This is a genomic window from Stenotrophomonas pavanii, assembly GCF_900101175.1.
Classification (GTDB): Bacteria; Pseudomonadota; Gammaproteobacteria; order Xanthomonadales; family Xanthomonadaceae; genus Stenotrophomonas; species Stenotrophomonas pavanii.
The window spans coordinates 160,546-182,773 of sequence record NZ_FNFQ01000009.1; the positions used below are offsets into that span (position 1 = coordinate 160,546).

At 67.5% G+C, this 22,228-nt stretch carries 19 protein-coding genes; 9 read left to right on the top strand and 10 right to left on the bottom strand.

Going from position 1 to position 22,228, the window contains the following annotated elements; all coding sequences use genetic code 11:
- Positions 1–10: 10 nt before the first annotated feature.
- From mfd to BLS66_RS15625, 3 genes are all read right to left on the bottom strand, one after another.
- Entirely contained in the window at positions 11–3,475 is a 3,465-nt protein-coding gene (gene mfd, locus BLS66_RS15615; protein ID WP_074726263.1) for a transcription-repair coupling factor, read from the bottom strand.
- Between the two features lie 149 nt (positions 3,476–3,624).
- Positions 3,625–4,170, bottom strand: a complete 546-nt coding sequence (locus tag BLS66_RS15620; protein ID WP_014646444.1) for a GNAT family N-acetyltransferase — start codon at positions 4,168–4,170, stop codon at positions 3,625–3,627.
- A gap of 95 nt (positions 4,171–4,265) precedes the next feature.
- Positions 4,266–5,123 carry a 23S rRNA (adenine(2030)-N(6))-methyltransferase RlmJ gene (locus BLS66_RS15625; RefSeq protein WP_074726264.1) on the bottom strand — a complete coding sequence of 286 codons (858 nt, stop codon included), beginning with the start codon at positions 5,121–5,123 and terminating at the stop codon, positions 4,266–4,268.
- Between the two features lie 35 nt (positions 5,124–5,158).
- Here BLS66_RS15625 and creB point away from each other — a divergent pair, with 35 nt between their 5' ends.
- The 5 genes from creB to BLS66_RS15650 all read left to right on the top strand — a co-directional run bounded on the left by creB (position 5,159) and on the right by BLS66_RS15650 (position 10,915).
- A complete protein-coding gene (creB, locus tag BLS66_RS15630) occupies positions 5,159–5,881 on the top strand; it encodes a two-component system response regulator CreB (RefSeq protein WP_074726265.1) in 723 nt (240 codons plus the stop codon).
- Between the two features lie 2 nt (positions 5,882–5,883).
- Positions 5,884–7,344: a two-component system sensor histidine kinase CreC gene (creC, locus tag BLS66_RS15635; RefSeq protein ID WP_057493898.1), complete on the top strand. Its 1,461-nt coding sequence runs from the start codon at positions 5,884–5,886 to the stop codon at positions 7,342–7,344.
- A gap of 81 nt (positions 7,345–7,425) precedes the next feature.
- Entirely contained in the window at positions 7,426–8,745 is a 1,320-nt protein-coding gene (gene creD / locus BLS66_RS15640; RefSeq protein ID WP_074726266.1) for a cell envelope integrity protein CreD, read from the top strand.
- A gap of 10 nt (positions 8,746–8,755) precedes the next feature.
- A complete protein-coding gene (locus BLS66_RS15645; protein WP_074726267.1) occupies positions 8,756–9,166 on the top strand; it encodes a hypothetical protein in 411 nt (136 codons plus the stop codon).
- Between the two features lie 156 nt (positions 9,167–9,322).
- Positions 9,323–10,915 (top strand): M20/M25/M40 family metallo-hydrolase, encoded by a 1,593-nt coding sequence (locus BLS66_RS15650; protein WP_074726268.1) that lies wholly within the window; start codon positions 9,323–9,325, stop codon positions 10,913–10,915.
- A 52-nt stretch (positions 10,916–10,967) separates the two neighbouring features.
- On the opposite strand, the gene BLS66_RS15655 is transcribed toward BLS66_RS15650, so the two are convergent.
- Both BLS66_RS15655 and BLS66_RS20620 read right to left on the bottom strand, forming a co-directional pair.
- Positions 10,968–11,393 (bottom strand): hypothetical protein, encoded by a 426-nt coding sequence (locus BLS66_RS15655; RefSeq protein ID WP_074726269.1) that lies wholly within the window; start codon positions 11,391–11,393, stop codon positions 10,968–10,970.
- A 228-nt stretch (positions 11,394–11,621) separates the two neighbouring features.
- Complete coding sequence (locus BLS66_RS20620) at positions 11,622–11,960, bottom strand: hypothetical protein (RefSeq protein ID WP_143025183.1); 339 nt, start codon at positions 11,958–11,960, stop codon at positions 11,622–11,624.
- Between the two features lie 130 nt (positions 11,961–12,090).
- Here BLS66_RS20620 and gltX point away from each other — a divergent pair, with 130 nt between their 5' ends.
- Both gltX and BLS66_RS15665 read left to right on the top strand, forming a co-directional pair.
- Positions 12,091–13,494 carry a glutamate--tRNA ligase gene (gene gltX / locus BLS66_RS15660; protein WP_053462516.1) on the top strand — a complete coding sequence of 468 codons (1,404 nt, stop codon included), beginning with the start codon at positions 12,091–12,093 and terminating at the stop codon, positions 13,492–13,494.
- A 34-nt stretch (positions 13,495–13,528) separates the two neighbouring features.
- Positions 13,529–14,020, top strand: a complete 492-nt coding sequence (locus BLS66_RS15665) for a Fur family transcriptional regulator (RefSeq protein ID WP_004150412.1) — start codon at positions 13,529–13,531, stop codon at positions 14,018–14,020.
- A 111-nt stretch (positions 14,021–14,131) separates the two neighbouring features.
- Here BLS66_RS15665 and BLS66_RS15670 read toward each other — a convergent pair whose 3' ends face one another.
- From BLS66_RS15670 to BLS66_RS15685, 4 genes are all read right to left on the bottom strand, one after another.
- Positions 14,132–15,286, bottom strand: coding sequence for an HlyD family secretion protein (locus BLS66_RS15670; RefSeq protein ID WP_074726298.1), 1,155 nt, complete (start codon positions 15,284–15,286; stop codon positions 14,132–14,134).
- Positions 15,287–15,296: 10 nt separating this feature from the next.
- Positions 15,297–16,970 carry an MFS transporter gene (locus tag BLS66_RS15675; RefSeq protein ID WP_074726270.1) on the bottom strand — a complete coding sequence of 558 codons (1,674 nt, stop codon included), beginning with the start codon at positions 16,968–16,970 and terminating at the stop codon, positions 15,297–15,299.
- The gene (locus BLS66_RS15680; RefSeq protein WP_019659167.1) at positions 16,970–17,536 is read right to left on the bottom strand and encodes a TetR/AcrR family transcriptional regulator; all 567 of its coding nucleotides are present in this window, start codon (positions 17,534–17,536) and stop codon (positions 16,970–16,972) included. The genes BLS66_RS15675 and BLS66_RS15680 overlap by 1 nt, the downstream gene beginning before the upstream one ends.
- 200 nt (positions 17,537–17,736) lie before the next feature.
- On the bottom strand, positions 17,737–19,941 hold the full coding sequence (locus BLS66_RS15685) for a TonB-dependent receptor (protein ID WP_053462518.1): 2,205 nt from the start codon (positions 19,939–19,941) through the stop codon (positions 17,737–17,739).
- 136 nt (positions 19,942–20,077) lie between these two features.
- Between BLS66_RS15685 and BLS66_RS15690 the strand changes: the two genes are divergently transcribed.
- Positions 20,078–20,491: a MerC domain-containing protein gene (locus BLS66_RS15690; RefSeq protein WP_049470111.1), complete on the top strand. Its 414-nt coding sequence runs from the start codon at positions 20,078–20,080 to the stop codon at positions 20,489–20,491.
- A 110-nt stretch (positions 20,492–20,601) separates the two neighbouring features.
- Complete coding sequence (locus tag BLS66_RS15695) at positions 20,602–20,781, top strand: 30S ribosomal protein THX (protein ID WP_004150462.1); 180 nt, start codon at positions 20,602–20,604, stop codon at positions 20,779–20,781.
- Positions 20,782–20,914: 133 nt separating this feature from the next.
- Here the strand turns inward: BLS66_RS15695 and BLS66_RS15700 are convergent, their stop codons facing one another.
- The gene (locus tag BLS66_RS15700) at positions 20,915–22,168 is read right to left on the bottom strand and encodes an alkaline phosphatase family protein (protein WP_074726271.1); all 1,254 of its coding nucleotides are present in this window, start codon (positions 22,166–22,168) and stop codon (positions 20,915–20,917) included.
- Positions 22,169–22,228 lie beyond the last annotated feature (60 nt).

Sequence of the window (22,228 nt, forward strand, 5' to 3'; positions counted from 1 at the left end):
GGGGGGGCGATCAACCCGGGGCGAGGGTGGTCAGAAGGGCGCGGGCCGCGTTGAAGCGGTCTTCCGGCAACGGCAGCGGATGCTTGATGCGCAGCTTGTCAGGCCCTTCCATGGCGTAGAGGTTCGGTTGCTTCTGGATCAGCTGGATCACCGCCATCGGGTCGATGTTGGGCTTGGACTCGAACACGATGCGGCCACCGTTCTCGCCCAGGTCCAGCTTGCGGATGCCCAGCGTGTTGGCCTTCAACTTCAGCTCGGCGATGGCGAACAGGTGCTTGGCCGCATCCGGCAGCAGGCCGAAGCGGTCGATCATCTCCACCTGCAGCTCACGCAGCGCGTCGCTGTCGCGCGCGCTGGAAATACGCTTGTACAGCGTCAGGCGGGTGTGCACGTCGGGCAGGTAGTCTTCCGGGATCAGCGCCGGCACATGCAGCTCGACCTCGGCGCCGCGTACTTCCTCGCCGGCATCCAGGTCGGGCAGCTTGCCCAGCCTGATGCTGCGCACCGCGCGCTCCAGCAGCTCGGTGTACAGGCTGAAGCCGACTTCGGCCATCTGCCCGCTCTGGTCCTCGCCGAGCAGTTCACCGGCGCCACGGATCTCCAGGTCGTGCGTGGCCAGGGTGAAACCGGCACCCAGCTCGTCCATCGAGGCGATCGCTTCCAGGCGCTTTTCGGCATCGGGCGTGATCGCGCGGCGGTCAGGAGTGATCAGGTAGGCGTAGGCGCGGTGGTGTGAACGCCCGACGCGGCCGCGCAGCTGATGCAGCTGGGCCAGGCCGAAGCGGTCGGCGCGGTTGATGATGATGGTGTTGGCGTTGGGGATGTCGATGCCGGACTCGATGATCGTGGTCGACAGCAGCACGTTGAAGCGCTGCTTCTGGAAATCCAGCATCACCTTTTCCAGCTCGCGCTCGGGCATCTGCCCGTGCGCGATACCGATACGGGCTTCGGGCACCAGCTCGGACAGCTCGCGCTGCATGCGGCCGATGCTCTCCACGTCGTTGTGCAGGAAGTACAGCTGGCCACCACGCGCCAGCTCGCGCTGGAACGCCTCGCGCAGCAGCGCGTTGTCCCACTGGGTGATGAAGGTCTGCACCGCCAGCCGGTTCGGCGGCGGCGTGGCGATGATCGACAGGTCGCGCAGGCCGGCCATGGCCATGTTCAACGTGCGCGGGATCGGCGTGGCGGTCAGGGTCAGCAGGTGCACGTTGGCGCGCAGCGCCTTCAGCGCTTCCTTCTGGCGCACGCCGAAACGCTGCTCTTCGTCGACGATGACCATGCCCAGGTCCTTGAACTTCACGTCCGGCTGCAGCAGGCGGTGGGTGCCGACGATCACGTCGATGGTGCCGGCGGCGACCTTCTCCAGTTCGGCCTTGATTTCCTTGCTGGTCTTGAAGCGCGACAGCACCTCGACCTTCAGCGGGTAATCGGCGAAACGGTCGCGGAAATTGCGGTAGTGCTGCTCGGCCAGCAGCGTGGTTGGCACCAGCACCGCCACCTGCTTGCCGGCGCTGGCCGCGGCGAAGGCAGCCCGCACCGCAACCTCGGTCTTGCCGAAGCCGACGTCGCCGCAGACCACGCGGTCCATCGGCTGGCTGCTGGCCAGGTCACGCAGCGTGGCATCGATCGCCGCCAGCTGGTCCGGGGTTTCCTCAAACGGGAAACCGGCCGCGAACGGCTCGTACATCGCGCGGTCCACCTGCAATGCCAGGCCGGCACGCGCCTGGCGGCGGGCCTGGATCTCCAGCAGTTCGGCGGCAACGTCGCGCACCTTCTCGGCGGCCTTGCGCTTGGCCTTGCTCCACTGCTCGCCACCGAGCGAGTGCAGCGGCGCGGTTTCCGGCGACGCACCGGAGTAGCGGCTGATCAGGTGCAGCTGCGCGACCGGCACATACAGCCGGTCGCCCTTGGCGTACTCGATTTCCAGGAACTCGCCGGGCATGCCGCCGACATCCATTGCGATCAGGCCACGGTAGCGGCCGACGCCATGGTCCTCGTGCACGATCGGCGCGCCTTCGGTCAGTTCGCCGAGGTCGCGGATGATCGCTTCCGGCTCGCGCCCGGCACGGCGCGTGCGGCGGGTGCTGCCGGCGCGCTCGGGGAACAGCTGGCGCTCGGTCAGCACCGCGATGCGCGGGTCGTCCAGCGCGAAGCCATCTTCCAGCGGCGCCACCGCGATCGCGAAGCGCGCATCGTCGGCGAGGAAGCCGGGCAGGTCGGCCACCACCGGCGGCTTCAGTTCAGCGGCCTGCAACACTTCCAGCAGGGCCTCGCGGCGGCCGGGCGAATCGGCCGCGATCAGCACCCGGCCCGGGTAATGGCCGAGGAAGGATTTCAGCGCTTCGCCGGCCGGCGCATCGCGCGCCGCCACCGGCAGCGGTGGCAGCGGCTGGTCGCCCAGCGCGTGCGCGTCGGCGATGCGCGCATGGTCAGCCGACCACACCTCGATGCGCGGGGCATCGTTCAGGCGCTCGCGCAGCAGCTCCGGCGACAGGTACAACGCCGACGGCGGCAGCAGCGGGCGCTCCACATCATGGCGGCGCTGCTCATAGCGGTCCGCGGTCTGCGCCCAGAACGCGACGGACGCTTCATACGCACCGGCACAGACCACCGGCAGGCTGCCGCTGGGCAGGTAGTCGAACAGGGTTGCGGTGCGTTCGAAGAACAGCGGCAGGTAGTACTCGACGCCGGCCGGCGCCAGTCCGGACTTCAGGTCCTGGTACAGCGAACTGCGCCGGGTATCGACATCGAACCGCTCGCGCAGCGTGGCCAGCACGCGGGCGATGCTGGCTTCATCCATCGGCACTTCGCGGCCGGGCAGCATGTGCACGGCGTCGACCTTGTCCAGCGAGCGCTGGCTTTCCGGGTCGAAGGCGCGGATCGAGTCGATGTCCTCGTCCAGCAGCTCGATCCGCAGCGGCTCGTCGGCCCCCATCGGGAACACGTCGAGCAGGCCACCGCGCACGGCGAAGTCACCCGGGTCCATCACCTGCGGCACGTTGCGGTAGCCGGCGCTTTCCAGGCGCCGCCTCTCGGCGTCCAGGTCCAGGCGCTGGCCGACTTTCAGGTCGAAGCTGCCACCGATCACGTAGCTGCGCGGGGCCAGCTGCTGCAGCAGGGTCTGCACCGGCACGATCACCAGGCCGCGCTTCAGCGTGGGCAGGCGGTGCAGGGCGGCCAGGCGCTGCGAGATGATGTCCGGGTGTGGGCTGAAGCGGTCGTAGGGCAGGGTTTCCCAGTCCGGGAAGGCGACCACCGGCACGGCCGGGTCGCCGCCGAGCAGGGTCTGCAGGTCGGCTTCGAGCTGGTTGGCCCCGTGGTTGTCACGGGCGATCACCAGCAGCGGGGCATCGTGCGCGCGCGCGGCCTGGGCCAGGTACCAGGCCAGGGCGGTCGGCGATGCGGGAGCGCGCCACCAGGCGCGGAGCTGGCCGGCGCGCGGCAGCGGCGGGGCGGGGTATGAGGTACGCGACATGGACCGCCGATTTTAGCAGAAGCCCGGTCAACGCCCGTCGGGTCGTGCCGGCCGCTGGCTGGCCGCCTCATGTACCGTTGGGGTTTGGCAATGCCGGCCAGCGGCCGGCATTACCGGAATGCGTCGGCGGGCAAGGCCCGGCGCCTCCGTCAGTTGTCCAGCTCCAGCACCATGCGCACCAGCCCCTCGGCACCGGCCGGGTGCGGCACCGGCTTGAAGCCCAGCGAGGCGGCCAGCTGCTTCATCGGCTCGTTTTCGGCGGCAACATCGCCGTACAGGCGGTCCAGGTACTTGCCACGGCCCCACTTCACCAGCTTGCGCATCAACTGCCGGCCCAGGCCCTGGCCGATCAGGAAGCGGCTGATCAGGATCGCGTACTCGGCCTCGCGGGTACCGGGGATGATCGAGGCCCGGGCAACCGCGCCGACCACCGCTTCGCCCGCAGGCAGCGATTCGGCTGCGACCAGGGTGATCTCGGTCTTGGGATTGGGATGGGTCAGGCGCTGGGTGGTTTCCGGCGACAGCTCGGTCACCGCCTGCAGGAAACGATCGCGGATTTCTTCCGGCCCGAACAGGCTGAACGCCGCTTGCAGCGGTGCGCCATCTTCCGGGCGGATGGGGCGGATCAGCAGCTCGTGGCCGCTGGGAGCCTTGAAGATCTCATGCCAGGGCGGCATGCGGTTGCGAGTGGCCATACCGGGTGATTCCTTGGTGGTCCATCGATTGTGGCATCACCGGGGCTGCATTCCGTGAACGAAAGGCTCACGGCGGTACAGCCTCGTGAAGGCCGCTATTCGGGGGCTTTGAGCCAGTCCAGGCGGGTGCTGGCGCCGGGTTCGCCCAGGTGCTGTCGCAACGCCGGCAGGGCCGGGCCGACCACCCGGTCGAACTGCCACGGCGGGTTGAGCAGCAGCATGCCACTGCCATTGAGGCGCAGCGGCGAGTCGTCCGGACGCACCAGGAACTCGATCGTCATCGCCGATTTCACCGGCAGGGCGGAGGCCTTGCGCAGGAAATGCAGGATGGTGCGGCGCTGCTTGATCGGGAACCAGACCGCACAGGTCGCCTGCGGCCAGCGCGCCAGGGTCTCGGCCAGGGCGGCCAGGATGTTCTGGTATTCGGCGTCCTGCGCCTCGTACGGCGGGTCGATCAGCACCAGGCCCCGACCGATCTTGCTGCCGTTGAATTTCGGCGGCAGCAGCGAACGCAGCAGGGCGTAGCCGTCGCCGGCGCGCACGTCGACACGACTGTCATGGGCGAACAGTGCCTTCAGCGTGGCCATTTCAGCTTCCTGCAGCTCGCACACCGCCATCCGGTCCTGCGCACGCATCGCCTGGGCGCTCAGCAGCGGCGAACCGGGGTAATTGGTCAGTGCCCCCACCGGATTGTCGGCCTGCACGGCCTTCAGATAGCGCTCGACCACCTCCGGCAGCCTGGGCTGTGCCATCAGCCGCATGATCCCCGATTCGGCCTCCAGGGTCTTGCGGCTCTCTTCGCTGGCCAGCAGGTAGCGGCCGGCACCGCCGTGGGTGTCCAGCACGAAGAACGGGCTGTCCTTGCGCTTGAAGCTGTCGATCAGGGCCAGCTGCACGATGTGTTTGAGCACGTCGGCGTGGTTGCCGGCATGGAAGGCGTGGCGATAGTTCATGGGCGGCAGTGTACGGGGCGGCGGCCGCAGCGGCTATGCTGCGCGCCATGACAGCTCCCGTTGCCCATGTCCTGGTGGTCGAGGACGAAGCCGCCATCGCCGAAACCGTGCTGTACGCGCTGCGCAGCGAAGGCTATGCCGCCAGCCACTGCCTGCTCGGCGGGGAGGCCCTGCAGCGGCTGCAGGCCGGCGATATCGACGTGGTGGTGCTGGACGTGGGCCTGCCCGACCTCGGCGGTTTCGAGGTCTGCCGGCGGCTGCGCGCGCAGCCCGGGCCGGCGGCGCAGCTGCCGGTGATCTTCCTGACCGCCCGCAATGATGAAGTGGACCGCGTGCTCGGCCTGGAGCTGGGCGCCGACGACTACATGACCAAGCCGTTCTCGCCGCGCGAACTGGTGGCGCGGGTGCGCGCGCGGCTGCGTCGTGCGGCACCGGCGTTGGCAGCAACCAGCGCCGAGGCGGGCTGGCAGGAACATGGCGCCTTCGCCATCGACCGCGAAGGCCGGCGCATCCGCTTCCGTGGCCACGCGCTGGACCTGACCCGTTACGAGTACGCGCTGCTGGAGGCCCTGCTGCAGCGGCCGGGGGCGATCCTCAGCCGTGCCCAGCTGATGGATCGCGGATGGGACAGCAGTGCCGACAGCGCCGACCGAACGGTCGACACCCACGTAAAGACCCTGCGCGCCAAGCTGCGCGCGGCCGGCGCCAGCGACCCGATCCGCACCCACCGTGGCCTCGGCTACGCGCTGGAGGTCTAGCCATGCGCCTGGTACTGAAGCTGTTCCTCGGCTTCTTCCTGATCACCGGCATCGCCGCGTTCTTCGTGATGCGCGTGTTCGTCAACGAGGTGAAGCCCGGCGTGCGCCAGGCGATGGAATCGACCCTGGTCGATGCTGCCAACGTGCTGGCCGAGATGGCGGCCGCCGACGTCAAGGCGGGCACGCTCCGCAGCGGCAGTTTCACCCGCAACCTGGCCAAGGCGCGGCAGCGCGACCTGAAGGCGATGGTCTGGCGCTTCCCGAAGCGCTCGCTGGACTATCGGGTGACCATCACCGACGCCAAGGGCATCGTCATCTATGACTCGCTGGGCCGCGACCTGGGGCGCGACAACTCGCGCTGGAACGACGTGTACCGCACCCTGCGAGGCGAGTACGGTGCCCGTTCCAGCCCCGAGATCCCGGGTCAGGAAGGCGATACGGTCATGCATGTGGCCGCGCCGGTATACGACCCGGCCGATGGGCGGACCCTGATCGGCGTGCTCAGCCTGGCCCAGCCCAATCGGAGCATCGATCCGTTCATCGCCGCCAGCCAGCGCGCCATCATCGAGCGTGGTGCCTGGCTGATCGGATTGTCGGCACTGGTCGGCGTGCTGGTGACGATGTGGCTCACCACCGGCCTGGGCCAGCTGAGCCGCTATGCGCGCGCGGTCACTGCCGGCGAACCGGTGCCGCCGCCGCGGCGGCGCCGCGACGAGATCGGCGACCTGGGCCAGGCACTGGAAACGATGCGCCGCAAGCTGGAAGGCAAGGCCTACGTCGAGCAGTACGTGCAGTCACTGACGCATGAAATGAAGAGCCCGCTGGCGGCGATCCGCGGTGCTGCCGAGCTGCTGCAGGAACCGTTGCCGGAGGCTGACCGCGTGCATTTCGCGCGCAGCATCGTCGACCAGCAGGAGCGGCTGACCGAGACCATCGACAAGCTGCTGGCCCTGGCCGAGGTGGAACAGCATGGCTGGTTGCAGACCCGCGACCCCATCGCGCTGCCGTCGCTGCTGGCCGATGCGGCAGCGTCCGCGCAGGTGCGCGCGCAGGCGGCCGGCGTGCAGGTCAGCATCGGCAGCGCGCCCGACCTGCGCGTGCAGGGCGACGCCTATCTTCTGCGGCAGGCGCTGCACAACCTGATCGACAACGCGATCGCCTTCTCGCCGGCCGGCGCGGACATCGCGCTGCAGGCCGAGGTGGATGGGCAGGGCGTGCGCCTGCAGGTGGCCGACCGCGGTACAGGCATTCCCGACTATGCGCGCGAACGCGTGTTCGAGCGCTTCTATTCGCTGGCGCGACCGGGCAGCGGCCGGCGCAGTTCCGGCCTGGGCCTGCCGTTCGTGCAGGAGGTCGCGCGCCTGCATGACGGCCGCGCCAGCGTCGACACCCGCGACGGCGGTGGCACCGTGGCCAGCCTGTGGCTGCCGTTGGCGAACCCGGGCCAGCGCCCGCGCCGCTGACTTCACCCTCGCTTCAAATTCGCCACAAACCCCGCTCACCGCGGCGGTCCATCCTGCAGCCCTCTCCAACGAGGATGGACCATGAAATCCCTGAAGATGCTGCTGCGGTTCGCCATTGTCGGCGGGCTGATCCTGTTGCTGCTGGTGCCGCTGATGATGATCCGCGGCGTCATCAACGAGCGCAGCCAGTACCGTGACGAAGCCTTTACCCGGGTGGCCGACAGCCGCGCCGGGGCGCAGCAGCTGGTGGGGCCGGTACGGGTGGTGCCGTGGGTGGAACGCAAGCAGGTTGAACTGGTTGACCCGCTGGGCGTCAAGAAGACCGAGATCCAGGTGACCGAGGGCCACTGGCTGCAGATGCCGGCGTCGCTGGAGGTGGGAGGCGAGATGCTGCCGAGCCAGCGCGAGGTCGGCCTGTTCAAGGTGCCGGTGTACAGCTGGAACGGCCGGCTGAAGGCGAGCTTCGCCGCCGACGACTATCCAGTGAAGGCGGGACGCACGTATGGGCAGCCGTACGTTGCGCTCGGGGTTTCCGATGTGCGTGGCCTGGTGGGAACGCCGAACCTGCGGGTGGACGGCAAGCCGCTGCGACTGTTGCCGGGCGTCGGCGCGGCCAGCGAGATCGGGCGTGGCCTGCATGCGCCGGTAAGGGGGTTCGCGGTGGATCAGGGCGGCACCCTCGCGGCCAGTACCGTTGAGCTGGACCTGCGCCTGGATGGCAGCCGCATGCTGTCGGTGGTGCCGGTAGGTGACGACACCCGCATCGCGCTGCGGTCGAGCTGGCCGCATCCGTCGTTCAGCGGTGCGTTCCTGCCCAACGAGCGCCGCGTCGATGCCGGCGGCTTCGATGCACAGTGGGCGGTGTCTTCGCTGGCCTCCGACGCACAGCGCCAGCTGCGTAGCGACGGCGCCATCGATTCGCAGGCAGTGACGGTGTCGCTGGTCGATCCGGTCGATGCCTACACGCAGGCCGACCGGGCCTCCAAGTACGGCGTGCTGTTCGTGGTGCTGACCTTCGTCGGCTTCATCCTGTTCGAGCTGATCAAGTCGCTGCGCATCCATCCGCTGCAGTACCTGATGGTCGGGCTGGCGCTGGCGATCTTCTTCCTGCTGCTGATCAGCCTGTCCGAGCACATCGCGTTCTGGAAGGCCTACCTGGTTTCGGCGGTGGCCTGTATCGGCCTGCAGGCGGTGTACCTGGCCAACGTGCTGGGCCACTGGAAGCGCGGCCTGGGCTTCGCTGCGCTGCTGACCGTGCTGTACGGCGCGCTGTATGGCCTGCTGGTGTCGGAGAACAACGCTCTGCTGATGGGGTCGCTGCTGCTGTTCGTGATCCTGGCGCTGGCGATGTGGGTGACCCGCCGGGTCGACTGGTACGCGCTCGGCGCGGACCTGAAGTAAGGAGCGCGCCATGGGCTGGCGCCAGAGTTTCCGGCAACGGGCGCGGCAGGGCATTCCGGCCCTGCTGGAAGTGGATGTACTGCTGCAGGCACATGGCGTGCTGGCGGCCCTGCCGGGGGCACGGATCGCCCCCGGCCTGGTCCGCTTCCAGCTGGCGGCGGTGACCTGCGAGGGACTGCGGGGCCAGGGACTGGCCTGGTTGCAGGGCGCGCGGCAGGGACGCGGCGCGTTGGCGGGGAAGGTGCCGCGCTACCGGCCATGGAAGGCCGGGGCGGACGCGCTGGCCGAGATCGGCATCGGCGGCCTGCCCGATGACTGGCCTGCGCATGCGGCGGTGTACGGTTGCAGCAGCTTCGACCGGCGGCACTGGTTGCTGCTGCTCCCGGAGCGGGCGCAGCTGTGGCTGGGGTGGAGTGGGTGAAGCGGCTCGGCAGGTGCGAACCAAGCACTCTTCTGTGGGTGCGAACCGTGGTTCGCACGCTTCTACCGCTGTCCATGACCGATGGGACGGTATCCGCCCGTCCCCGCTGGCTAGACTCGGTGGGTTGATGATCGAGCCGAAGGGCAGGGGTGCGATGTGTTGAAGTGGGGTGTGCTGGCCGTAGCGCTGGCGATCGGGGGCAATGCCGTGGCGCAGCAGCGCGAGGCGGTGGACCTGGACATGGTCAGCCGCATCCGGCAAGAGGCGTTCCACCGTTCGCAGGTGATGGACACCTTCAGCTATCTCACCGAGCGCATCGGCCCGCGCCTGACCAACTCGCCGGCGATGGGCCGCGCCAACGCATGGACCCGCGGCAAGTTCACCGAATGGAAGCTGGACAACGTCCACGATGAAGCCTTTGATGACTTCGGCCGTGGCTGGGAGTTCACCTCGGCCAGCGTGGAAATGCTGGGTGACCGCATCCAGCCGCTGCATGCGCTGCCGAAGGCCTGGACGCCGGGCACGAACGGGCCGGTCGAAGGCGAACTGGTGCAGGTCGACATCAAGAAGCCCGAAGACATCGAGAAGTACCGCGGCAAGCTGCGCGGCAAAATCCTGCTGCTGGGCGAGGCGCGCGAGTACAAGCGCGGCACCGAACCGGATTCGCACCGGCACGACGCGACCTCGCTGGAAGGCCTGCAGGCGTTCACCGTGCCCAAGGACCAGGACGCCACCGCCGAGCGCGCCAAGCGGGTCAAGGAATACCAGGAGCGCCAGCTGCTGGCGAGCAAGGTCAACGCCTTCTTCGTCGAAGAGGGCGCGCTGGCCTCGATCAGCGTCAGCAGCTGGGACAACGGCATCATCCGCGTCGCCGGTGGCGGTTCGCGCAAGGCCGGCGAGGCGGTCGGCATTCCCGAGCTGGCGATGATCAGCGAGCACTTCAACCCGCTGGTGCGCGCGCTGAAGGCCAAGCAGACCGTGCGCCTGCGCGTGGACGTGGCCGCGCGCTTCACCGACGAGGCCGACCAGCCCGGCTACAACACGCTGGCCGAGATCCGTGGCAGCAGCAGGCCCGATGAAGTGGTGATGATCGGTGCGCACCTGGATTCCTGGCACAGCGGCACGGGCGCAGCCGACAACGCCGCCGGCGTGGCGGTGATGATGGAGGCGATGCGCATCCTCAAGGCCACTGGTGCCAAGCCCAAGCGCACGATCCGCGTGGCGCTGTGGAGCGGCGAAGAGCAGGGGCTGATCGGCTCGCAGGCTTATGTGGCCAGGCATTTCGGCCGGTTCCCGGAGCCCACCGACCCGGCCCAGAAGGCGCTGCCGGCGTCGCTGCGCGAGCCAACCGGTGCGCTGCAGAAGACCCGCGATTACAGCAGGTTCCAGGTCTACTTCAACATGGACAACGGCTCGGGCCGGTTCCGTGGCATCTACGCGCAGGAAAACCTGGCGGCGATGCCGATCTTCGAGGCCTGGCTGGCCCCGTTCCATGACGTGGGCGCCACCACCGTGGCCACCCGCAACACCGGCAGCACCGACCACATCAGCTTCGACCGCATCGGCCTGCCGGGCTTCCAGTTCATCCAGGACCGGCTGGACTACTTCACCAATGTCCACCACAGCCACCTGGACACCTGGGACCACGCCGAGCCGGAAGACCTGAAGCAGGCCGCAGCCATCGTCGCTTCGTTCGCCTACAACGCCGCGATGCGCGAGCAGCCGTTCCCGCGCAAGGCCGAACCCTAAAAGGGGACGGAGGGGATTAAGTCGTATCTCCCCTCCGTTGCCGTAGACCCTGTCAGTCGGGTATCGAGACGATCTGGTTGATGGCCGGATCGATCGCGAACACTGCCCGGAGTGATGGCCTGCCGTCGAGGGTCTTCACCTGATCTGACACACTCGCCGCCTGAAAGTAGGTCGTTCCGTCATGCTGCATCAGGGGCCGGAGATCCAACGGCACGCTGGCAGAATCTGACAGCTGTGCCAGACACAACCGTCGCCCGCAGCTGAAGTCCAGCACTGTCCGGGCGTGGCCTTCCGCCGAAAGGCCACTCTGGAGGTGGCTGGCAAACAGAGCGGTTGATTCCGACAGTTCCCTGTCTGTCGAAGCTGCCGTGTGCATGGCGTTGCTCATGGCAGCGAAGGCGTCGGCGCTTGCAAGCAGCCGGTCGATTCGGTTTTCATCCAGTGCATTGTCGTAGATCAGATCGGCCTCCTTGGGCACGTCACCCGGGAGGCGAGTCGCTGGGCGGCGATTTGCACCCGAACGACCCGCTACGCTGGCGGGCTCTCGCTCAGTGGCGGTGGGCGCGTTTGTGGAAGAGCGGTGTGAGTTCTGCGCGGCAGAACTATGTGCAGGGTCGTTTATCGAAAAGTGCCATGCCAGTGCACCGGCCAATGCCAAGGTCACCAGGAGCCAGAGAGCTGTTGCTTTCGCCTTCATATGGAGCGCTCAGGTTACTGGCCCGGTTTCCACAAGCGCTTCGCCCTTCTCGGCCGTCTTGGTTACCCAGCCACCCCTGCTGTCCCAGACGGAAAAGCCTCCTCCTGGCCGCGTGGAAACGACGCACGAATTCCGGCACGTGTAGTAATGGCTGTTGATTTTGACTGTTGTTGAAGCCTTCGATTCAGCCAGTCCAAAGAGGCTAACTGCAGACAGGCTCGCCAGCACGCAGACCGCTTTCACCGCGCTGGATTTCAGACATCCTCGATCAATGAGGCCCTGCTTGCGCTGGGCTGCGGTACCGCCCGATCCGGAGGCGTTATCTGATCCGATGGTTGGAGGGGTCATTGAAACGTCCTTGCCTCATTGAAGAATGTTCAGGTTCCGTTGGGGCACGAATGGCGGCTATGGGGAAAGTTGCAATTGCAGGGGCAGTGAATCCGGTAAAATCGGGGGATTCCCGTTCCTCGAGCCCTCCATGACCTGCCGCACCCGCTTCGCCCCCAGTCCCACCGGTTACCTGCATATCGGTGGTGCCCGCACCGCGCTGTACTGCTGGCTGGAGGCCCGCCACCGCGGCGGCGAGTTTGTGCTGCGCATCGAGGACACTGACCGTGAACGCAGCACCCAGGGCGCGATCGACGCCATCCTGGAGGCGATGGACTGGCTGGGCCTGGATTACGATGAAGGCCCGATCTACCAGACCGACCGCGTTGCCCGCTACCGGGAAGTGGCCGAGCAGCTGATCGCTGAAGGCAAGGCGTACTACGCCTATGAAACCCGTGAGGAACTGGACGCCATGCGCGAGGCTGCCATGGCCAGGCAGGAGAAGCCGCGCTACAACGGCGCCGCGCGCGAGCTCGGCCTGCCGTACCGGGACGACCCGAACCGTGTCATCCGCTTCAAGAACCCGCTGGAAGGCACGGTGGTGTTCGATGACCTGATCAAGGGCCGCATCGAGATCGCCAACAGCGAGCTGGATGACATGGTGATCTTCCGCCCGGATGGCTACCCGACCTACAACTTCGCGGTGGTGGTGGACGACTGGGACATGGGCATCACCGAGGTCATCCGCGGCGACGACCACATCAACAACACCCCGCGCCAGATCAACCTGTACGAAGGCATCGGGGCCCCGGTGCCGAAGTTCGGCCACATGCCGATGATCCTGGACGAGCAGGGCGCCAAGCTGTCCAAGCGCACCGGTGCGGCCGACGTGATGCAGTACAAGGACGCCGGCTACCTGCCCGACGCGCTGCTGAGCTATTTGGCCCGCCTGGGCTGGTCGCACGGTGACCAGGAGCTGTTCAGCCGCCAGGAGCTGATCGACCTGTTCGACGTGAAGGACTGCAATTCCAAGGCCTCGCGCCTGGACATGGCCAAGCTGGGCTGGGTCAACCAGCACTTCCTGAAGACCGAGGACGTGGCCAGCATCGTGCCGCACCTGGTCTACCAGCTGCAGAAGCTGGGCCTGGACGTGGCCGCCGGCCCGGCCCCGGAGGACGTGGTGATCGCCCTGCGTGAACGCGTGCAGACCCTGAAGGAAATGGCCGAGAAGGCCGTGGTCTGGTACCAGCCGTTGACCGAGTACGACGAAGCGGCGGTGGCCAAGCACCTCAAGGCCGGTGCCGAGGTGGCGCTGGGCAAGGCCCGCGAGCTGCTGGCGGCGTTGCCGGAGTGGACCGCCGAGGCGGTGGGCGTGGCCCTGCATGACGCGGCGGCGGCACTGGAAATCGGCATGGGCAAGGTCGCCCAGCCGCTGCGCGTGGCCATCACCGGCACCCAGGTCAGTCCTGACATTTCCCACACCGTGTACCTGGCCGGCCGCGAGCAGGCCTTGAAACGCATCGATGTGGCCATCACCAAGGTAGCAACGGCCTGACGCATCCCCGCCAGGCCCGAACCGGAGAACACGCATGCCCGCCAAGACCGCCACTGCCTGTACCGCCCCGCACCACCACGTCCACGACGCATCGGATTTCGTGGCGGTGGTCGAGCGTGTCTCGCGCGAACGCGGGCTGCGCCTGACCCCGATCCGCGCCAATGTGCTGAAGCTGATCGCCGAGGCCGGCAAGCCGGTCAAGGCCTACGAGCTGCTGGAATGGGTGCGCAACGGCAAGGGCGTGGGCGCGGATGCCCCGCCCACCGTGTACCGCGCGCTGGACTTCCTGATGGCCAACGGGTTCGTGCACAAGCTGGAATCGGTCAATGCCTTCGTGGCCTGCCATCACCCCAGCAGTGCCGCGCATTCGGTGCCGTTCCTGATCTGCAACAGCTGCCACAGCGCAGTGGAGCTGGAGGACCGCGAGATCGTCACCCAGCTGGAGAAGCGCGCCAAGGAACTGGGCTTCCAGCCACAGGCGCAGACGCTGGAAGTGCACGGCCTCTGCGCGCGCTGCGCCGGCTAACGCAACGGTAGTGCCGGTCGCTGGCCGGCATTTTGGAAACGGGGTCAGATCCCTTTGCCAGTGGCAAAGGGATCTGACCCCGTTTCATATCGGCGCGACAGGGCCTGCGTCCTAGTCCATCGGCTTGGACCGGGTATCCACCCGCACGATCACCGACATGCCGGGCCGCAGCTGCGCGGCCAGCTTCTGGCCTTCATTGATCGATATCCGCACCGGCAGCCGCTGCACCACCTTGGTGAAATTGCCGCTGGCGTTGTCCGGGCGCAGCACGCTGAATTCCGACCCGGTGGCCGGCGCAATCTCCTGCACGCGGCCCCGCAGCACCTGGCCCTGGAACGCGTCCACTGAGAACGTGGCCGGCTGGCCGATCGCCATTCCCCAGGTCTGGCCCTCCTTGTAGTTGGCCACCACCCACAGCGTATCGGGCACCAGGAACAGCAGCTGCGAACCGGCCGCGACGTACTGGCCCACGCGTACGCTGGCCTCACTGATCTGGCCGTCGCGCGGCGCGTGGATCACCGTGTTGGCCAGGTCGATGCGTGCCAGCTCCAGCTGCGCCTGGGCGCTCTCCACCTGGGCCTCCAGGCTCTTGCGCGCCACCTGGGTCGATACCAGGGTCTCCTCGGCGATGCGGATCTGCGCCTGCGCCTGTTGCACACTGGCCTGTGCCGACGCCTGGGTGGTGCGGAACTTGTCGCGGTCGTTGATGGACACCAGCTGCTGCGCCGCCAGTTCCTCGTAGCGTTTCAGCTCATTGCGCGAGCGCTGCAGTTCCGCCTGGCCGGCCGAGAGCGTGGCGCGGGCGGACGCAATCTGTGCGCGGTTCTGCGCCTGTGACTGGTCCGAATTGGCCAGCGCCGCGCGCGCGCTGTCCAGCGTCGCCTGCGCCTGGGCCACGCGTTGCGCATAGATGCGGTCATCGATGCGCAGCAGCGGCTCGCCCTGCCGCACATGCTGGAAATCCTTCACCAGCACTTCGGTGACATAGCCGTTCACCTGGGGTGCCATCACCGTGATCTGCCCGCGCACGTAGGCGTTGTCGGTCACCATCACGCTGCTGGTGAACGGCCACAGGTGCCACGCACGCAGGATCAGCGCGATGCCCAGCAGGGCCACCACCACCATCACCACCACGCTGCGCGCGCTGGGCTTGAGGTATTTCGGCGCGACCGCCGGTTCAACCGGCGTGGGCGCAGGCGCCGCGTCGGTCGGCGGCGGTGGGGTCACGTTGTCGGCGTCGTCGGGTCGGGGCGGGACGGGGGGCATGGTCGAGAACTCAGCGGGGCGCGGCTGGCGTGGCCGCAATGGGAGGAGTGGGGTGGCGCTTGCGCCATTGCTTGCGTACGGCAGTGCGCAGCGAGAGCAGCAGCAGCCAGCACAGGAAGCCGATCGCCAGCCAGCCGCTCAGCGTGAACACGTCATTGAAGCCACGCACGTTGGCTTCGCGGCGCGTGGTCTGTGCCAGCTGCGCGCTGCCCTGCGCACTGCGCAGCACCGGGTCGGTGATCTGCGCAGCGTACAGCTGCTGCTGGATGCGCAGGCGTTGCGCGACCACCGGATCGGCCGGGTCGAGCTGGCTGGTCAACGCGCTGGAATAGAGTTGCTCCCGATGCAGCTGGAAGGTGCCCAGCACTGCCGAGCCGGCCAGGCCGCCCAGCGTCTGCGTGATCGACAGCGTCACCAGGAAGGTGATCATGTGGTCCACGCCCTGCTTCAATGCGGCGGAAATGCCGAGCATGATCAGCGGGCCCATGAACATGCCGGCGCCCACCGACGCCAGGAACTGGCTGACATAGAAGTCGTGCGGCCGATCGAGGCTGGTGCGGTGCTGGTCGAAGAACGCGGCGGTTCCCAGCAGCAGGATCGCCATCAGCAACTGGGCGATCAACCGCTTGGGCCCGAAGGTCAACGCGGCGCCGGCGATGCCGGTGACCACGCCGGCCAGGATCACCACGAACAGCGGGCGCATCTGGTCCGGCCCCATGCCCAGCGTACGCATCAGGTTGACCACCCCGTAGGACTGCTCGGTGGTCAGGAAGCGGATCAGGAAGGCGCCGACGATGAAATGCAGGACCGGCAGCGTCGACAGCCAGCGGATCTGCAGCAGCGGATTGCGCCGGTAGTGCTCGATGATCAGGGCGGTGGTGGACAGCACGATCGAGGCGATCAGCGCCCAGCCCAGCCACGCTGTATTGAGCCACCAGCGCGTGTAGCCCTGCGCCAGTACGATCACCAGCAGGGCAACGGCCGGGGCAAGCAGGGCGAAGGTGAGGAAATCCAGCGGTTCGAAGGCCTTGACCTGGATGCCCGGCGGCAGCTTCAGCAGCACCACCGCCGCGAACGCACACAGGGCCAGGCCGGCCTCGAACGAGTACAGCTGGTGCCATTGGCCGGTATCGACCAGGCCCGGCGAGACGATCCAGGCAATCGGCACCGCCAGCTGCGACACGCCGACACCGATCACCAGCAGGTTGCCGGTGAACCGTCGCGGCAGTGCCTGCAGCATGTACAGCGTGCCCAGCGTTGAACACGCCGCGCCGGCGAAGCCGCTGGCGGCACGGGTCAGCATCGTGGTCTCGAAGCTGCCGACGAACAGGTGCAGCACCGCCAGCGCCGCATACAGGCCCAGCCCGATCTCGGCGAACAGGCGGATGCCGTACTGCTGGCGGAACTTGAAGGCCAGCAGGTTGGCGGTGACGTTGACCATGGCATAGGCCGCTACCAGCCAGCTGCCCTGGGTCGGTGTCAGTGCCAGCTGGCCCTGCAGGAACGGCAGGTTGGCGGTGACCAGCGCATTGCCGAGGCCGCCGGTGATCGCCACCAGCAGCGATACCAGCGCATAGGCCGCGCGCCGGTACGGCGGGTGCCAGGGCATCGACGCCGAGCCGGGCATGGTCGGCTTCTCATGCTCCTCCCAATCCGGAACCGGCTTCAGATACGGCTGGACCATCAACGGGCCTCGCTGGCAGCTCCCTGGAGACCCCCACGCAGCAGCTGCAGGGCGCGCCCGGCCAACTGGGCGCGCTCGTCGCGGGTCTTGCCGCGCAGGGCCGCACCCAGCATGCCCGAGATCAGTGAAATATCCGTCTTTTCCAGGTCGGCACGGCACAGCCCGGCGGCCTTGGCGCGGGCGATCGGTTCCTCCAGCAGGTCGCGCACGGTCTCGCGCGCGGCGCGCATGGACGGCACGTCCGAATCAACCGCACGCCAGTAGTCGGCCAGTGCCGGCGAATCGATGATGCGCTGGGCCATGCCTTCGAACACCTCGAACAGCGCGTCGTCGCGGTCGCCGAGCTGTTCGACCTGGCGCCGGATGCGGTCGACCGTACGCTGCAGCAGCGCCTGGATCAGCGCGGTGCGGTCGGGGAAGTTGCGGTACAGGGTGGCACGGCCCACCTGGGCACGTTCGACCACCAGGTCCAGCGGGGCGGTGACGCCATGTTGGCCGAAGACATGATCGGCGGCGTCGAGGATGAGGGCACGGCGGGCGGCAGCATCGGCACGTTGAGCGGTCATGGATTGATTCTCGGACAAAATTGTCCGTTTGGCGAGACAGTGAGTGACGGGATTGTCCGGTTGTTGTCGTACGCACATCTTTGTGACGGATGCGTGATGGCATGGAGTGAAAAGAGAACGGGGGCCCGAAGGCCCCCGTGGAATGGCGCGGGGGTCAGAGCCCTTTCCTTCGGAAAGGGATCCGGCCCCGCCGTGCGCGGTCAGAAGAACGCGCGGATGCCGAATGCGACACCACGGCCCGGCAGCGGCGAGTAGTCGCGCAGCAGCGAGGTATGCGGACGCACTTCGCGGTTGGTCAGGTTGCTGCCATCCAGGAACACCTCGTAGCTGTTGCTCGCGTTGCGATCCCAGCGGTAGGCCAGGTGTGCATCGACCAGGGTGTAGCCGTCGCTCGGTGCTTCGTTCTGGGCGACATCCTTCTGGCGGCTGTAGCGCACCGCACCGACCGAGGCACGCCAGCCATCCTTCGACCAGCGCAGGTCGGCGCCGACGCGGGCCGGGGCGATGCGCGGCAGGTAGCCGGTGTTGGCCAGCTCCACCGTGTAGTTGTGGTTGTGGTCGCCGTGCGGCACGGCGATGTCCAGGTTGCGGCTGCCGCTGCCATCCAGCTTGGCCTTGACGTAGTCGCCGAACAGGCGCAGGTCCCAGTCACCGGCGCCGCCCTCGAACAGGTGCACCAGCGCTTCGGCCTCGGCGCCGCGGAACACCGCGTCCTGCTGGGTCCAGGCGCGCACCGGCAGCCCCTCGGTAACGCCGGTGTCGGCCAGGTAGATGAAGTCCTTGAACTTCGTCTGGTAGACCGACGCGGAGAAGTCCAGGCGTTCGCTGTGGGTGTGAATGCCCAGTTCCACGCGCTGGCCGCGCTCGGTCTTCAGGTTGGCATCGCCGATTTCCAGCGAGCGGGTGGCGATGTGCGCGCCGGCGGCATACAGCTCTTCGTTGGTCGGTGCACGCTCGGAGCTGTCCACGCCGATGCGCAGGTCAACCGCATCGTTGAGCTTCCAGATGCCAGCGGCAGACAGGTTGGTGGCGCCGAACGTGCGGCGGCGGTAGTCACCGCTCGGGTCCAGCTTGACCTGGTCGTGGCGGCCGCCCAGTTCCAGCTTGAACGGGCCGAACTGCTTTTCCTGCAGCACGAACAGGCCGATGTTCCGGGTGCCGGTATCCGGTACGAACGCTTCTTCACCCTTGGCGCCGAAATCACTGTTGCCGAACTGCAGGCCGAAGGCACCATCCCAGCCGCCGATCTGCTGCTGCACGGCTTCCAGGCGTGCCTCGATGCCGCGGTTGGTGAAGCGGGTCGACGGCGTGCCGGCCTCCAGCTCCACGTGCTCGTAGTCGGTGTAGGCCACGCGCGCGTTGATGTTCTTCAGGAACGAGACAGGGTCGTAGATGCCGGCCTTGGTCTCGAAGCGGTTCTGCACCATGTCGATGCGCACGTCGTGCTCGTCTCCGCCTTCCTCTTCATCGCCATGATCGTGGCCGTGGTCATGGTCGTGGTCATCGCCGTCGGCATGCACGTGCGCGCCATTGGGAATGCCGTAGTTGGTACGGTAGGTGCTGGCCGATACGCCGAAATAGCCGCCGTCGCCCAGCCAGGTCGCACCGACGCCACCGGCGCGGGTACGGATGGAGCTGTTGTCGAGGCGGCCGCGACGCGGTTCTTCGCCTTCGGCCGCTTCATGGTCGTGATCGTGGTCATGGTGGTCTTCCAGGCTGTCGATCACTGCGTAGCCAGGAATACGGTAGTCATCGCCGTTGCGGACCAGGCCATCCACGTGCAGCACGACGTTGCCGCTGACGCCATCGAGGCGGAACATGCCACTGCGCTCGTTGTTCACCGAGTTGCCGCGCAGTTCGGCGCGGCCGCTCAGCGGGCGCTCCGGCAGTTCGCGTGCGATGCGGCCATCGACCACGTTGACCGCGCCGCCGATCGCACCGCTGCCGAACAGCAGGGTGGCCGGGCCTTTAAGGACCTCGATCTGGTCGGCCAGGAACGGCTCGATGCTGGTGGCATGGTCGGCGCTGACGGTGGAGGCATCCATGTTGCCCATGCCATTGGAGAGCACCGCCACGCGTGGGCCCTCCTGGCCGCGGATGATGGGGCGGCCGACACCCGGCCCGAAGAAGGTGCTCTGCACGCCGGGCAGCTTGGCCACGGTATCACCGAGGGTGCCGGCCTTCTGCTCGTCCAGGCGTTCACCGGCCAGAACCTCCACCGGGCGTGCCAGCGATTCGGCGTCGCCCTGCAGCGGCGAAGCGGTGACCTGCACCGACGACAGTTCAGTCAGGTGGCGGTCACGGTGGGAATCGTCTTCGCCGGCGGCGAAGGCAACGGTCGGGAGCAGGGCGGTCAGGGCCAGGGCGAGGGAATGCGGCTTCAACCGCGGGGTACGGGCGGGCATGGGCAGGTCCTTTGTTACACTATATCAATCACGGGGCGCACGAATCCCGTCGATGGGACAGGGGGAGGGGACACCGTGCGGGTCGGGAAGGGATGTTATATTATTCCATAACGATTCGCCGACCCTGCTGGAAGTCATGTCCCTGTCCTCACGAATGCGCCATCTGCTTGACCGTTTCGGTGCCACGGGTTCGATGCTGTGCGCGGTGCACTGCGCGGTCATCCCGGTGCTGCTGGCGGCGGCGCCCTCGCTGGGCCTGTCGTTCTGGCTGAGCGATGGGGTGGAGCAGGGACTGGTGGTGTTTGTGACCCTGCTCGGGCTGTTCAGCCTGGTCTGGGGCTACCGCCGCCACGGTGCGCTGCGTGCGCTCGGCTTCCTGATCCCCGGCCTGGTCGCGCTGTGGGCCGGCGTGCTGTACGACCCGCTGCACCACAACGCGGTACCGCATGCGGTGGTGATGACCATCGGCGGCCTGCTGGTGGGGGTGGCCCACCTGGTCAACCTGCGCCTCAACCATGGCCACGTGCACGACGCCAGCTGCGCGCACTAGGTGCTCCGTGATAGGATTTTCGATCGTGCGCGGGGGCGCCCAGCAAGGTGGCCCCGCCGAACCCGTGTCAGTACGGGGTAACCAGATTTCACACTTGAGGAGTTGAAGACATGGGTAAGGGTGACCGCAAGACCGCCAAGGGCAAGCGCTACAACGCCAGCTACGGCAACGCCCGTTCGCACACTGCGAGCAAGGTCGCCGTAGGCGCCGCCGCCCCGGTTGCCAAGAAGACCGTGGCCAAGGCTCCGGCGAAGAAGGCCGTTGCGAAGAAGGCCGTCGCCAAGGCCTGATCCGGCCGACCGACCGGTCCACGAAGAACGCGGCGCCTGGCGCCGCGTTTTTTTATGCACGTTCTTGTAGCGCCGAGCCCATGCCCGGCTGGCCGGAAATGCAGCCGAGCGCGGGCTCGGCGCTACAACCGCATCAGCGCAGGGTCTGCTTCAACGTGTCCGGGTTGCCATCGTTCGGTGCGGCCGGCACCTGCAGCAGATGGGCCAGCAGCGGATAGACGTCCACGTTGTCGAAGCCGTCGATCACCAGGCCCTGGCGGAACGAGGGACCCTTGGCCACGAACACCGCGCGCATGGAAGGCAGGGCATTGTCATATCCGTGCGAGCCCCGATCCCGTCTTGCGCGCTTGGCGATCTTCTCCAGGTGCAGCGCGTCCCAGCCCTCATCCATCGCACAGACGATGGCCGGCACCCGCGGATGCGTGCCGTAGTGCCAGCGTGGCGGCAGGTTTTCCTTCTTCCAGCACGCGTAGTGTGCGTGGCGGCCGAGCAGTGCGCGCTCGGCCTCCTTCTCGCGACCGGCCACCGGTACGAAGCCGACCGACTGGCCCTGGCTGACGTTGCGCGCAATCGACGGGTCGGCCATCGATTCGGTGGAAATCACCTGGTCCTCAGGCACGGATGCCATGCCATGGTCGGAGACCACGATCACGTTGGTGGTCGCCGCCAGCCCGCGCTGCTGCAGTCCATCGAGGACCTGGCCGACGATCAGATCGGCGCGTGCGATCGCATCGGCGTACTGCGTCGACTCGGGGCCGTAGTTGTGGCCGGCCTTGTCCACATGCTCCATGTACAGCGTGGTCAGTCGCGGCGCGTCGGCGTCGGTCTGTGCCAGCCAGTCCAGCACGATGCCGGCGCGCTGTTCCAGGGGCTCCGTGGCGTCGTAGACGCGCCACTGGCTCGGGCGCACGCCACGGATCGCCGATTCACTGCCCGGCCACGAGGTCGTTGCAGTGCGCACGCCGACATTCTCGGCACCGACCCAGATCGGTTCGCCGCCCCACCACGCACTGGTGGTGACTGCCTCGCGGTTGCTCAGCTCGAACCGGCCCAGCGCCTCATCGTCCATGCTGTTGTTGACGATGCCGTGGTGGTCTGGGCGCAGGCCGGTGACGATCGTGTAGTGGTTGGGGAAGGTCAGTGAAGGGTAGGACGGCGTCATCCAGCGGGCGCGCACGCCGCCGTCGATCATCCGCTGCAGGTTCGGGGTCAGCCCGCGGTCCAGCGCGTCGGCGCGCAGGCCATCGATGGAGATCAGCAGCAGCTTCGGCGGCGCGGCCGCAGCGACGGACGCAGGGGGAACGGCGGCGGAAGGGGCGGGCGCGGTGCTGCAGGCGGCCAATGGCAGCAGCAGTGCCAGCGAAAGGGTCAGGCGTACGGAAGTCATCCGTGCATGATAAGTCGGTGCAATTACCGGCCCAAGACACGGCGCGCCAGGACCGTCCGG